Raw genomic sequence first — 13,334 nt, 5'->3', positions numbered from 1 at the left:
CCACAATTTGTTTTACTAATGATTGTGCCAAGATTCATTATAACAAATCAACTAGTTTCTCTTTTACCAGTGTCCAAGCCTCCTGCGGAGAGTAATTTATCCCTGGACGAATAATAGCTCTCATATCTGAGAGGAACTCCTCGTCCTGCATCTTATCTTCCATATTCGCTAAGAACTGTTTTTTAGAAGGGACTTTGTCTACGACAAACTCCATATACTTTTGGTAACAAGCCAATACTTGTTCTAAATCAACATTTCCTTGCTTGAGAGACCAATACAAATCAAAGAGATCTCGACCTTTGCGACGTTGATACAATGCACGCAACTTTGTTCCTAATAACTCTTCTAATTTGTATGTATTGATGGTGGTCTCTCCTGAAAACCATGAATTCTCAACACGAAAAGGGAAGTCTTGTAGTCCCAGAACACTGAAGTGCTCTCGTGTATTGATTTCTATTTTAAGTCTGAGATTGACAATAGGAGGCATCTCTGATTCAAATCGATACAATATCGTGTTGTTATGAATGTGTTGCTTAACGACACGTTTTGTCCCTAAGAATGCTAACCGCTTACGGATTTCCATAAGGATTGGCTTTATGGGCTCTGATGAGATTTGAACTAAATCAATGTCCTCAGAGTATCTCACTTGGGGAGCAATAAATAGCTTATGCAAGGCTGTTCCTCCTCGGAAAGCCAAAGCATTGCGCAACAGCTCAGATTGAAACATCTCAACTAAAGCTCGACTAATTACCAAATCCTGCTCTACCTGGCATCATTTGTCCACGGAGCTATATGTCGCCACTCTATAATATATCTTTGAGGAATCATAGGATATCCGTTGTTATTGTCTCATTCATTATAACCTTCCACTTTTCGTCAGCTGTACCAACTCTTGGTTTAGACAGAGAAAAAGGCACCTTATGTAGGATTTCAGATTTTAGAGAAGATTCTATTATTGTTGAATCTACACCAATGAAGTCCAAGATGTACCCTACTCTTTGTCGTATCGCAACAGGGTAGAAACGAACTAGTGATCTCATTTTAGACTTTTGTATAATATCAGTCAGTTCTTGAATAACCTCAATACTTCTCCCTAAACCGATTTTCTTTTGAGATATAACCAAATCGAAGATTGTTGCTTCTGGTGTGGAAACTTGGATATATCCCGTTCTTGTTTTTAATGACATAACGGACTCACTTTCCCAATGTTGGGATAAAGTAAAATCTATCAAATGCTTTCCTGTCTCAATATTCCTAATTTTTGTGCCTGATTGTGTTACAAAGAAACTCATTGGTTGTTGATGACCGGCACCATGTAAAGCTGCGGCAGATAATAGAGAAACATAGTAGGGAGTATGTAGATATTTCATTAAGTCATCAATGAATAACACCTCTGGTACTCTATTCTGAGTACTAAACTCTGGAGTAACAATTGCATAAAAACCTTGTCTGATAGAATATAGTTTACCCAGCTGAGTATATCTAGAGATAGTTCTCTTTACTAACTCAGGAGATACTCCACGACTAATTAGTTCCTCGCGAGAGAATGTTAGTCGTCCCTCTGCAAGCACACTTTCAATAAAAGTTCCGTAAACCATCTTCAGGCAATCCACCTATTGTTCAAATTTGCAAATAGGGACACTTTTCGTCCCCATTTGCAAATTTAGACAATTAAGTCCGAGCATGCAAACTTCTGATATTCTATTTGTTGCAACATCTTCCCCAATATTCTATCGTTTTCTAGCATCTCATCAATCTCATTTCGCTTAAAGAGTAATCGTCCATTAGCCTTAAGATAGGGTATTTTACCAGACCAAACCCAGTTGTAGACAGTCTTCTGTTCCACTTTAAGAAGTTTAGATACATCGATAATGTCAAGATACTCGGGCTTTAAGGGAGGGTGAATCTTTGTGTCGACCCATTGCTCTTGTAGAACGAGCAGATGGTCGACTTTTTCTTCCAGAGATAAAATACGTTCAAACAAGCGTTTTTGCCAGAGTTCTTCGGTTTGATTCTCTAAATTCGACATAACTCTCCTCTTTGATAATACCCACTTGTATCCTGAGTCAGAATTTCCTGCTCCCTCATATAAGCAATATACTTCTTGGCAGTACGTTCCTTGATTTCCATCTCTCGCATCAGCACCTCACAGAGTTCTTGATATGAAAGTCTGTGGCTATGCTTAAACGCTTCTCGCACAACAGCAATAAGTTCATCGGCCTTACGCTTCTCCTTCTCCTCCTTTGATTTCTCCCCTCGATAAACGTGCATATCTAAATCCTTGTCCCAGCCAAAAAGTATCATCGGCACATCCAAAGGACTTCCATCTCTTACCTTCAGAGCCTTTACCACCGAATATTCTGGGTCATCATCTTTCTCAATAGATAAAATGCCAGCTGCCTTACGTTGTAATTCTGAGCCGATATGACCGCGGAGTTTGATACCATTGGGAACGAAGTGAAGCACACAAATAATGCAAGTATTATAAACCCCGGCTAAACGATAGAGGTCATCTACTATGGCAATACTCTCACTTTCGTCATTGGCCGAGCGTATGAGATCTGCAATACCATCAATTACAACCAGATGAATACCTCCATGTTTGTGGTGAAACAAATCCATACTCTCGCGAATCAGTTTGAGACGATCTTTTCGAGAGAAGGAGGCAAGGTATAACGAGTGATAAAATTCAGGTACAGTTGATAAAGAAGCCCTTCGTAAGGTCTTGCCTAAATTCTTATACAGCTGAGCTTCCGATTGTTCTGTGTCGTAATGCAATACAGCCAAACCTTTGGGGTTAGCTGTAATCTCCAAGACCAAGGTTTGTTCGGGATTCAAACGCTCTATGCCAAGGGCTCCGGAAAGAATAGCCGAGATATAATTGCTTTTCCCTGTGCCCTCACCTCCCGTAACACAGAGAAGATTATCTTGTGTTCCAAGGGGGACACCTTTTACGGACACTATGGCTTTGGAAGCATCCGGCGGGTTGTCATAATCTATCTCACAAGAACGTAGCATCATCATTGTTTGTGTATATATTTCCGATAGCCTATGAGTTATCAGGGCTCTAAGCTCTGCCTCAGTTTTACCCGAAGCGAAAAAGTCTGATATATCTTTCTCATTTTTGCTCCCTGCCAAAGGTAGAGTCAAGCTCAACACGTTGCGATGAGAGAGTAATTCTGCCTGGCGTTCGGCTTCTCTTTGTCCTGTTTCATCCGTGTCATAAAGGAGGATAATGTGTCGAAATCTGAGTTGTAAACTTTCGATAGTGGGCTCAGGAATAAGAGCCGTTTCACTGTTAAAGCAAATAGCATGAAAATGATGAGCAGCAAGAGTGAGTACATCTTTCTCTCCTCCCGTAATGAAGAGTACATCTCCCTTACTGGGGAGCTGCTCAAATCCAAAAATATAATCCTCTGTTTTCTCTCCTCCATAAAGAAAGCGTACTTTACTCTTGGGGCGATAGAGTTTTACAAAATCTCCCAATATATAGGCAAACATCGGCTCCTCCAGAGAGGATTGTAGGAAGTAGGGCTTCCCTTGAGATGAAATGGACTCATAACGAGCCAAGGAGCGAACATGGAAGCGTTCAAGGGTCTTATTGTTGATGCCATAACGCATTCAGGATTTTAGTTCTTCATTTGTAAAAGCTTGTTCGTATAACTTGAATCGCTTGAGGTGCTCTGTGCTTGTTATAGGTCGCTTAGGCTTGATAACAGGGGGAGAGGGACGTGGCAAATATCTCTTCCTTTCACTACTATCATCTGAGATATTCAAATGTAGATCTTCAATAATACACTCCAAGACCTTACGAAAATCTGTTTTTACATCTAATCCCAAAATAGTAGCAGCAAACCAAAAACAGTCTCCCGAATACATATCATTACCAAAGTCTTTCATACGGTAACACTGCGTTTTAGCATCCAAATATATATTGCAGGAGGCACGCCTATCGTCGTACAGAGGATTTCTAAAGTTACGTTTGGGCACGAAGTCAATCGGCATATAAAAGCAGAAAACTTCTAACCCTCGATTGGTGCGAGCTAAGATTTCTTCTTTCAGATTCATAGTTCTTCAAATATTACCGTATCCTCTTCCATATAGCCTTTAATGATACCATCTTTGTAAGCATTCATTCTCTGCAAAGCTTCTAACCTGCGAAAGCCCTTGAAAGTTGCTCGTCCCGTCTTGATAGCAAGATATAAGCCCTTAAAAGGATAAACCACATGATTGCTCGACAGGTAGCGATAGGGAATAACTTTAGCTTCTCGCCAACGCGCCAATGATGCTTTCGAGATGCCCAAAAGGCGAAGAACATCAGAACTATTCAATTCTATTTTATCCTCCAGGACCGAGTAATCACGTTTGAGTTCCAGAATGAAGCCTGTCACCTGTCTGATGTCTTCACTAAGAGCTCTGACTTCATCAAGCAACGATAGTGGGTTATTTGTGTCCATAATTCTTCAAAAGTTTCTGTACAACTTCAAACAATGATGCGAATAGTTGCTTCATGCTCTCATCATCTCCTTGCTCTTTCATTTGATGCACAAAGTGCTCAATATGAAAAAGTATAACTTCTGTGTCTATTTGGAATAGCTTGCGTACAATCTCCATGAGATCTCTTTGTTCGATAGTAGAGAACCATTGATGTTTCTGAGGAGTCGTAATAGATTCCACAAAGCCTGAAGGGAGATGAAGTAAAACAACCTCCTTGTCAAATGCCTTTGCACACTTTAGATAGGTGCGAAGATTGAGATTGCTCTCTAACTTACAAGCTTTGATAAAATTGGAGTATTCCATGTTTGCATTCATTGCAACTCTCTTGAGGTTAGATGAAGCTCGAAGTCTCATTTCTAAAGTTGGACAGACAATAAACAGGCATCCTTGTTCTTCCATTTTGGGGCATTTCTTTTTGGGCATCGTACAAGTATTTATATTTTTTACTGCAAAGTTCCATAGAGAAAAGCTCATGCAGATTCCAGCATCAAGTGCAACGTTTTTGCAAATATATATAAGGCTTGCACCGTGCACTGAAAATTGTAGCCAAGAGGCTGATAAAATATTTCCTATCAAATAGTTTGGAAAGTGTTCCTGTTTTGAGTACTTTTGAGCCAAAGAAATACAAGTGAGTATTTCCAATAGCAGTATCTATGAGTACTCTCTAAGAACTCTCTGGTGGCTACAATTTGGCTACACCAAAAGAAGAAAAAAGGACTAAAAGATTACGATACAAGGAGTTGAAGAATATAGTTCATTATCCTCTCTCTCCGCAAATAAGGGTGTAAATCAGTGAGTTGCGCAATTTACACCCTTTTCTACACCCAAAAACTTGCAAGCAATAAAAACCTCCATCCAAGACAGCAACCTTGGGTGGAGTTGTTGTTTAGGAGTATCCTATTTCTTCGCACAACCAACTTACAAGAAATGCTTGCGAGTTGAGTTCAATACTATCATTGGGACCGATAGCTAAACATTGGCATTTGCTATCCCAAAAGGGATGTGTACCCCTGCAATGTTTTTTATATTTTCAAGATGAGTAGTCTGGTCATCAAAGAAAATATGCGGCTTTAGAATATTCAGCAATCTTGCTTTCTCTACTCCACCCATAAAAAAGACTTCGTCAACCTCGACCCCTAAACTGAGTAGTGTAAAAACAACTCTCTCATGAGCAGGAGCATTACGAGCTGTAACAATAGCGGTTCTCAATAACCTATTGTAGTGTGGATCGTTTTGCTGTTTGATACGTTCTAATTTCTGGAATGATGAAATTCTCTTTAGAAGATCTGCAATAGGTCCAGAGCCTAAGGGGTGAGTTCCATATACTTTCTCATACTCTTGATAAGTCTCCAATCCCCGTTCTTTATAGACCTTCTCTGAGCTATCATCTGCTATGACTCCATCAAAGTCAAATGCTAAACAAAGTCCTTCTTCATTCGAATCATGTACCTCTTGTTTCCCTACAACTCCTGCAGTAATTCCATTAGCTAGTGCTTCTCTTGCATCTTTTATATTGGTAGTTAAGAAGAGCGTAGAATTGAACGCTGGAAGGTATTGATGATTCGAGTTGCCAGAGGAAAAGCATGCTCGAGATATATTTAGTTCGTAATGCTGAATCGAACGAAATGCCCTTAAGCCTGTTTCTGGACTATTTTTAGAAAATAGAATCACCTCTATTGGTTGCTCCTCAGGAAAAGAGGTATTTAGACTCAAAAGCTTTTCACAAAAGGGAAAGCGACACCTGTTTCCAAGGGAATATCTATATTCTTCTGCTGATACTCTCTATAAGCTTTTTCTCCGTCTTGCCTGAAGATAGCATCAGACGCTTGCATATCAAATAAAGCACTTGATGAAACGGCTATGACAAGTTTTTTCTCTATTGGGTATGACATAATCTCACATCAGATATTTGTTGAGAATGGCTGCTTTACGAGCAGAACAACCATCCATAATAGCTTGCGCTTCGGCTATTTTGGCTTTATAATTCTCAATTTCCGAGACTATATCGTCTTGAATATGAAGAGGGGGAACTGGTATTTTTGTTGCACCTAAATCTTTATTATAGAGACGAGGTATTGTTCCTCCTGTTGTCGGTTCCCATTTGATATTCTGGTACACATAATAGAGGTATGAATTTTTGACCTTGCTCTCATCATGGCTCACCCAAACAATATTGGAGTCTTGATAGTATGCAGCCTCTCCCTTATATACGACAGCCTTGCCAATAGTACCTGCTGCAGAAATCAAAACTTCTCCTTTTTGGGGATAAGGATACTTTTGCTTATACTCTTCATAAACAGAAACTGATATATAGGCATCTGGGATATTTCCAAAAGTTCCAATTTTGAAAAACGGCACCTCTCCAAAAGGAGACGTTTGTTCTTTGAATATCCTCTTGCACATCTTAACTTCTCCTATATCACTAATAATCAGCCATTTACCCCCCCCATTTTATTGTTGATAATTACCTCTAAATCAGTGAATATCTTAGAGATACGCTGACGATAGTCTTCGATAGCCATGCGAGAGGTTTCATATTCTGCATCCACCTTAGCACATTCATCTACAATCTGCTGTTGGACTTCGGGAGGGGGAAGGGGAATTGGAAAATCTTTAACGTCATCGGGATAGACATGAGGCTGTGCTGCTCCTCGAGCTAATGAGAATATATCATTCTGCTTTGACTTTAAGTAATTGTATATGTAGAGAGTTGATACGATCTCACCTACATTTATAGTAGTACAATCTGAAGCAAAAATCTTTTCACTCCAATAATTCACATATCCTGCATTTGCACCAGAAGCACTTATTGTTATGGTATGTTCTGGTCTATTGTACTCACTATGAGTATAAGCATAGTCTATTCCACCTGCAACTACTTTATATTCTCCTTCCTTTGCTTTTTTCTTCGTTATAGACGTTCCTTTCCGTATAACAGTAGGAAAGTCTTCTATACGAACAATAGGATACTTACTTGAAATGCTAACCTTATGTTTTGTTTGAGAGATTGATATTGTCATATCAAACTCCGTTCTCTTAAAGTCTATCATTTCCTCCATGCGTATGGTGGAGCAGTAAGAACTTAACTTTTCCGAGACAGGTATAGGCTCTCCCAAGTAGTAGCTTCGCACCAAAGTATTGATGCGGCTCGTGTCGTCTAAGTCTTTGGGGTTAAAGAGTGGTGTTTGGATGCTGTCCAGTCCTTTTCGAGTTAACACCTCGTCTTCGCCCTGCACCGAAGTATTCAAATACTTGATACCTTCGTCCCCCTTTCGGGTGCTCCACTCATAACCGAGAAAGCGTTTAATTTCCGCTTTGTCTGTGGGGCTTTTGACAATGAGCGTAGGGAGCGGATTGCTTTTAGCAAGAAGATAATAATAAAGCTTCTCCATCTCGATAGAGCGGATAGACTTTAGGATATATGCTTCGATTTCTTCTTGTTTCTGCTCTGCAGTATATTTCTTGGTGATTTTCTTTTTAGCTATCCTCTTGGCTTCTGTATCATTAGCATATTTATTTCTATAAGCCCTAAACAGTTCGTGCGCCCAAAGATCTTCTTGTGGAGATGTTTCAAACAAGGAGGTATAAACTCCTCGTTCTATTCCCTGCATCCTGCAATAGTCGTCCAATAGATGCGCATCAGCAAACACTCCATCTTTACTAAAGTCACCCCGACACCAAGTTTGCACGCGATGGCGGTAATGCTCCGCCATGCGCACTTTATCATTTTTCTTCCGCAGAAACAGAGTAAGCGTATTTGTCCCAGTCTTGCCAAATGTGCCACTACCAAACTCGACGATAGCAACGACATCAAACTCCTGTAAAATAATTTCTCGTGCTCTGGAGTAGATATTTCCATTTGAAAGAACAGAAGAAGGCAGGATAATACCCGCAACACCTCCTGGTGCTAGCAGCTGTGCGGCACGCTCTATGAAGAATACTTCAATAGAATTGTTAGCATTAATGTCTGAGACATATTGAGAAAGTTTGAAACTTGCCCGCTCTTCCTCACTGAGCGTCTCTAAAAATCCCTTGACACTATACGGTGGATTGGCTACTAAGACAAAAAAAGACCCTTCTTTTACCTCTGGGTGTGGGCGTAGGGCGTCCTGATAAACGATATTAATTTCATCTTGCCCATACATGAACGCTGAGACTTTGGCAACCTTAGATAGTCGATACTCCTTTTCTACCCCATAAATCTCACAATAATAAGGCTTGGCTTCTTTCCCCGATTTAGTCACAACATTCTTGACCTGCTCGGCATATTCATTCAGAAAGTGTCCAGCCCCACAAGCATAGTCAATAACCCGAGGCACTTGTTTAGAATCATTGATAGCCTCCAAAGGCAAAGAAGATATGATAAAGCGTACAATAGGCATTGGGGTGAAGAACTGTCCTTCACTTTGCTTGACTCCCTGATCCAAGAAGCCCTCAAAAAGATCTCCTAAGAATTGATTGGGCTTGTCTGTACGCAAACGCATATCTTGAAGCATGCGTACCACTTTTTTGAGTATTTCTGCATTCTGCCGAAAGAGTATCTGATTATGGACATCTAGAAAGGCAAAATCATTGTTTGTATAAAACTTGAGTTGCTGAAAGTAGTCCAAAATCTTCTCTTTTGTGGCATCGGGGTCATTCTTGAACAAATAAAAACTATCAGCAATGGTTTTGTTGTCAATATAAGTCACCTCTTCGCCCAAAAACTCCTTCATACCACGGCTATACATCAGTTGTAAGCGGTCTTGTAGGTTGTAATAGTCGTCATGAGCTGCACCACGCCAATAGAATTGTAAATTGTCAGCATGTTGTGCTTCGTCCACAATCTTTACCAAAAAGAGATTCACTAGTTTATCGAAAGCGTTTTCTCTCCCCGAAACATTGTGCTGACGCATAATGGTAGCATATTCGTGGTATTTCTTCTGAATTTCTACACCATCGGCATCCCTCAAATCGGCAACAGAAAGTTGTCGCTTGCCTATTGTAAAAGGAGAAATCCCGACCTCAAAAATTCCTACAGTGCTATAATCTCTGTCGTAGGTATTCTTCCAAATCTTGAAATACTCTTCCTTTCCTCCTCTCTCCTCTGCAACCTTACTGTAGCCCTTGAGTTTGTTGTCTGCTCGCAGATATTCTTCATTATCTTCCATTGAGACAATATAACTCTGATAAATACACTCTTCACCTTGCCAATCTGAAGCATACAAACAAAGTGCTTTGGCTTTGCGATAGCTATTGAAATAATTAAAAAGCTGTCCACCATCTTCATTCATACGATGCCAAGCCTTTGAAAATTCTTTAGAACTACCATCATCAGCTGTTTTACACTCAATCAGAAGAAACTCATTGCCGTCATTGTCTTTAATGAGAATATCACAATAGCCTCCTGTGTCGGAGTGTCCCCCTGGCATTGGCTTTTCTAGCTCTATCTGATGGGGAGTATAGCCCAATGAAAGCAATCTGGTGATACATTCTAATACTACAAAATTCTCGGGAGATGAAAAGTTTGTAGTCGTTTCTCGGTATGCTTTCAATCCAGATGGATAGATAATGTGTTTTGCTGAAAAATCAACAGAAATGGAGCTATTGATATGAGGGAAATCAATACTCCAAACCTCTTCTTTTTTGCCAGCAGACTTCTTATAACCTATATATCCGAGTAGATCTCGGAGATTATCTATTCTTATCATTCTATCTTATCGTTCTAGAGTAGCTCACAAAGTAACCAAACCACTCGTTATACACTTCAAAGCTGTTACAAAGGTACGAAGTTATGAGCAGAGGGGCGAGGGGATTTCCCTATTTAACACTGAAAACCAAGAGGTGGGGTTCGGAGAAGGCGAAACATGGCGAGAGGCTCGGGGGCTGTGATGCTCTGCGAGCCTCTTTTTGTGTCAAAATGCGTGTTAAGGGTGGATGTGTGAGGGGCTCTGATTTCCTACCTTTTCCTTGTATATCCTGCGACCTCCCTACCATTTCATAGACAACGAATTAGCTCATACTTTCGCAGTGTCAGAGCTGACGAATAGCCCGAAGCGCAAGGGCAAAAGTATTCACCATAAAACTGCAATGAAGTATGATTTTAGAAGAACTTTTGGGCAAGCCCGTATGGCAGATGACTGGCGAGGAATTGCTCTTCCTTGCTCTCCACGGCTCGCAGCCAAGCAATACCACCACGGAGGCAAGCCCCTCCAAAGAACAAAAACGCTATGTGTATGGATTATCGGGCATCGCTCGCCTTTTCGGCTGTAGCCTCCCCACCGCCAATCGCATCAAGCAGAGTGGCAAGATAGACCGAGCCATCACGCAGGTAGGGCGTAAGATTATCGTGGACGCTGAGCTTGCCCTTGAGTTGGCAGGTCGCAAAACAGGAGGACGAATATGAATGCACCAGACTACGAAAGCATCTGGCAACAGTCGCTCATTCGGGTGACGGACAAGTTCAGCCTACCGCCCATCCTACTGCGTGTGGACGATGCCACCATCGGTACACTGGGCAACTTCAGTGTCTCGACAGGGAAAGCCAAGGCAAAGAAAACTTTCAATGTGAGTGCCTTGGTTGCCTCAGCCCTCGCTGGTCATCAGGTGTTGGAATATCGGGCGTACTTTCCCGAGAGCAAGCGCAATATCCTCTACTTCGACACCGAGCAAAGCCCCTACCACTGCCAGCTGGTGATGCAACGCATCCTAAGGCTGGCAGGGCTACCGCTCGACCGAGAACCCGAGCGATTGAAGTTCAGCCACCTCCGAGCCATCGCCGATCCCAACCAAGATACTGTCCTCAAAAAGTGTGTAAGCCCCGTAGCTCTTAACTTTGAGGTAAGAACAAAAAAACAAACTAAGAACAATGGAGCTTACACACTTTTTGAGGACACTATCTAAAATCTGCAAGTTTCTCACTATAAAGATAAGAAAGCTTGCAGATTTGACAAAGGTTTTTTCAATATAATATATTGAATATCAGTGATTAGATGATTTTTTAAGGGACGACTAATTACAATAGAAAAGGCTTGTAAACAAGTCATAGCAATTAATAGGAGCTTACAAAACACCCACTAAACTCAACACTCCCTACATACTCTCTGCCAATCAAAATTTCATATTAATTCAAGAAAAATGTTTCGCACACCGATGCGTTTCATCTTTTTTGATAAAATCTCACAACAGAAAAGCCATCAATAAATCTGACACAAATCATCACAATAGATAAGCAAATGAGACTTATACCACATAAAAAATGCAATAAAGAGGTGGGAGTAAGACAATCTTACTTTAACATTTGAAAGAGTCAATAAGTATTTTATCGTACTACGAACATAGATTTTATCTCAATAATTAGATATCCATATCCAATATTTGTTTTTATTTTTTTATCTTCGTCACTGAAATAACAAAAGCATTAAACAAACTATTGCTACAACAACAAAATCAACTAATAAAATGGCACTCATACAAAAGATAAGTGTTGGACAGAATATTAGATATAGAAGTCGAAAAAGCACCTTTTTATCGACATTGCACACTCTCTCTTTTATACAAAAAACTTTTTCTCTTGTGGAAAATAGCTTTTCACTATGATGCAATTTAGCATGTTTAGAACATCAAAAACAGATTCGATTTATTCATTAAAAAAGATAATGCAATATGAAAAGAAGTAGTTTAAAAACAGCGGCAATATTGATAGCCGCAGCAATAGGTCTATTTGCTTGCAAACCGAATATCAAAGAAGTGAACAAGGAATACACCTACGATGTATATGCTACTGGGTATGAAGTAATCAGCGAACAATCCCAAATAGCTATGCTTTGGAAAAATGGTGAAGCTATCCCTTTGACCGATGGGTCAAAGTCCGCCCAAGGCGTCTCGGTATCTGTTTCTGGCAATGATGTCTACGTAGCTGGATATCAGAAAGAAGGAAATAAACAAGTTGCTACATTATGGAAAAATGGCGTAGCCTCTTACCTAACTAATGGTAACGAAGATGCTATAGCTTTTTCTGTATTTATCTCTGGAAGTGATGTATATGTAGCTGGGTGGGATGGAAGGAAAGCGATGCTCTGGAAAAATGGCACAGCTACGAACTTGACTAATGGAGAAAAAGTTGCCCAAGCTTACTCTGTATTTGTTTCTGGTAATGATGTATATGTAGGAGGGTACGAGTATAATAGTAATAATAAAAGAGTAGCTACAATTTGGAAAAACGGTACAGCTACTACTCTAACCAATGGCACAAACTATGCTGAAATCTTCTCTGTATCTATTGCCAATAACAATACCTATGCTACAGGATATGAGGAAGAGGGTGAGGAAGAGAATAAAAGCTACATAGCCAAATTTTGGAAAAATGGTGAAGTTACCCATCTAACCAAAGCTCCAGGATATGCAGGAAGCCACTCAATCTCGGTTGATGGAAACGATGTATATGTAGCAGGATTTGAACTTAAAGAAGATCGTTTCGAAGCCAAACTCTGGAAAAATGGAGAACTTGCGAACACTCTTGGTCATCCTGAAAAGAGTGCTATAGCTTATTCCGTATTTGCTATAGATGGAAATGCATATGTCGCAGGAAGCGAAAACGAAATATCCAAACTCTGGAAAAATGGAGAAGTTATTGATCTGAACGATGGTTCAAAAAATGGCGAAGCTCACTCTGTCTACGTCGTAAAGCGTGAGGTTATCAAATAACCTATATAATTTTTAGGTGTATACAACACGTACTCCTAATATTGAAAAAGAGGCTCTCTTAAAATAAAGAGAGCCTCTTTTTTATGCTCAAATGTTTTCGTTCTCCCTCATTGTCATTATTAGGGGTAATATGGCAGAATATAGCTCCTCTC

At 40.2% G+C, this 13,334-nt stretch carries 9 protein-coding genes and 4 pseudogenes; 3 read left to right on the top strand and 10 right to left on the bottom strand.

What is annotated here, in order from left to right; all coding sequences use genetic code 11:
• Positions 1 to 37: 37 nt before the first annotated feature.
• The 10 genes and pseudogenes from JCM15907_RS11520 to JCM15907_RS08270 form a co-directional block, all read right to left on the bottom strand.
• A pseudogene (locus tag JCM15907_RS11520) lies at positions 38 to 828 on the bottom strand (nucleotidyl transferase AbiEii/AbiGii toxin family protein).
• Positions 825 to 1,598 (bottom strand): type IV toxin-antitoxin system AbiEi family antitoxin domain-containing protein, encoded by a 774-nt coding sequence (locus tag JCM15907_RS08305; protein ID WP_018964971.1) that lies wholly within the window; start codon positions 1,596 to 1,598, stop codon positions 825 to 827. Before JCM15907_RS08305 ends, JCM15907_RS11520 begins: the two are co-directional and overlap by 4 nt.
• 65 nt (positions 1,599 to 1,663) lie before the next feature.
• Complete coding sequence (locus tag JCM15907_RS11515) at positions 1,664 to 2,029, bottom strand: helix-turn-helix domain-containing protein (protein ID WP_025843448.1); 366 nt, start codon at positions 2,027 to 2,029, stop codon at positions 1,664 to 1,666.
• Positions 2,017 to 3,621, bottom strand: coding sequence for a toprim domain-containing protein (locus JCM15907_RS11510; protein WP_370664415.1), 1,605 nt, complete (start codon positions 3,619 to 3,621; stop codon positions 2,017 to 2,019). Before JCM15907_RS11510 ends, JCM15907_RS11515 begins: the two co-directional genes overlap by 13 nt.
• A gap of 143 nt (positions 3,622 to 3,764) precedes the next feature.
• Positions 3,765 to 4,068 (bottom strand): annotated as a pseudogene (locus tag JCM15907_RS14005) (bifunctional DNA primase/helicase); the annotation flags it as partial.
• Positions 4,065 to 4,457: a hypothetical protein gene (locus JCM15907_RS08290; RefSeq protein ID WP_025843447.1), complete on the bottom strand. Its 393-nt coding sequence runs from the start codon at positions 4,455 to 4,457 to the stop codon at positions 4,065 to 4,067. The pseudogene JCM15907_RS14005 and the gene JCM15907_RS08290, both read right to left, overlap by 4 nt.
• Positions 4,444 to 4,812: a hypothetical protein gene (locus JCM15907_RS12880; RefSeq protein ID WP_148297500.1), complete on the bottom strand. Its 369-nt coding sequence runs from the start codon at positions 4,810 to 4,812 to the stop codon at positions 4,444 to 4,446. Before JCM15907_RS12880 ends, JCM15907_RS08290 begins: the two co-directional genes overlap by 14 nt.
• A gap of 654 nt (positions 4,813 to 5,466) precedes the next feature.
• A pseudogene (locus JCM15907_RS11505) lies at positions 5,467 to 6,329 on the bottom strand (5'-nucleotidase).
• 64 nt (positions 6,330 to 6,393) lie between these two features.
• Positions 6,394 to 6,900, bottom strand: a complete 507-nt coding sequence (locus JCM15907_RS11500) for a restriction endonuclease subunit S (protein ID WP_025843446.1) — start codon at positions 6,898 to 6,900, stop codon at positions 6,394 to 6,396.
• 26 nt (positions 6,901 to 6,926) lie between these two features.
• Positions 6,927 to 10,187 (bottom strand): N-6 DNA methylase, encoded by a 3,261-nt coding sequence (locus tag JCM15907_RS08270; protein ID WP_025843445.1) that lies wholly within the window; start codon positions 10,185 to 10,187, stop codon positions 6,927 to 6,929.
• A gap of 386 nt (positions 10,188 to 10,573) precedes the next feature.
• On the opposite strand from JCM15907_RS08270, the gene JCM15907_RS08265 reads away from it, so the two are divergent.
• From JCM15907_RS08265 to JCM15907_RS08255, 3 genes and pseudogenes are all read left to right on the top strand, one after another.
• The gene (locus tag JCM15907_RS08265) at positions 10,574 to 10,882 is read left to right on the top strand and encodes a DUF3853 family protein (RefSeq protein WP_025843444.1); all 309 of its coding nucleotides are present in this window, start codon (positions 10,574 to 10,576) and stop codon (positions 10,880 to 10,882) included.
• A pseudogene (locus JCM15907_RS11495) lies at positions 10,879 to 11,268 on the top strand (AAA family ATPase); the annotation flags it as partial. The gene JCM15907_RS08265 and the pseudogene JCM15907_RS11495, both read left to right, overlap by 4 nt.
• An 873-nt stretch (positions 11,269 to 12,141) precedes the next feature.
• Entirely contained in the window at positions 12,142 to 13,182 is a 1,041-nt protein-coding gene (locus tag JCM15907_RS08255) for a hypothetical protein (RefSeq protein ID WP_025843443.1), read from the top strand.
• The last annotated feature ends 152 nt before the right edge of the window (positions 13,183 to 13,334 follow it).

The sequence above is a fragment of the Porphyromonas gingivicanis JCM 15907 genome (genome assembly GCF_000614585.1).
In the GTDB taxonomy this organism is placed as follows: Bacteria; Bacteroidota; Bacteroidia; order Bacteroidales; family Porphyromonadaceae; genus Porphyromonas; species Porphyromonas gingivicanis.
This window is presented reverse-complemented; position numbering and strand designations above follow the sequence as displayed.

Excerpts from the sequence above, each read along its gene's own strand:
- JCM15907_RS08270 (WP_025843445.1), bottom strand. The coding sequence starts at position 10,187 with ATGATAAGAATAGATAATCTCCGAGATCTACTCGGATATATAGGTTAT.
- JCM15907_RS08290 (WP_025843447.1), bottom strand. The coding sequence starts at position 4,457 with ATGGACACAAATAACCCACTATCGTTGCTTGATGAAGTCAGAGCTCTT.
- JCM15907_RS08305 (WP_018964971.1), bottom strand. The coding sequence starts at position 1,598 with ATGGTTTACGGAACTTTTATTGAAAGTGTGCTTGCAGAGGGACGACTA.
- JCM15907_RS11500 (WP_025843446.1), bottom strand. The coding sequence starts at position 6,900 with ATGTGCAAGAGGATATTCAAAGAACAAACGTCTCCTTTTGGAGAGGTG.
- JCM15907_RS12880 (WP_148297500.1), bottom strand. The coding sequence starts at position 4,812 with ATGAATGCAAACATGGAATACTCCAATTTTATCAAAGCTTGTAAGTTA.
- JCM15907_RS08255 (WP_025843443.1), top strand. The coding sequence starts at position 12,142 with ATGAAAAGAAGTAGTTTAAAAACAGCGGCAATATTGATAGCCGCAGCA.
- JCM15907_RS08265 (WP_025843444.1), top strand. The coding sequence starts at position 10,574 with ATGATTTTAGAAGAACTTTTGGGCAAGCCCGTATGGCAGATGACTGGC.
- JCM15907_RS11515 (WP_025843448.1), bottom strand. The coding sequence starts at position 2,029 with ATGTCGAATTTAGAGAATCAAACCGAAGAACTCTGGCAAAAACGCTTG.
- JCM15907_RS11510 (WP_370664415.1), bottom strand. The coding sequence starts at position 3,621 with ATGCGTTATGGCATCAACAATAAGACCCTTGAACGCTTCCATGTTCGC.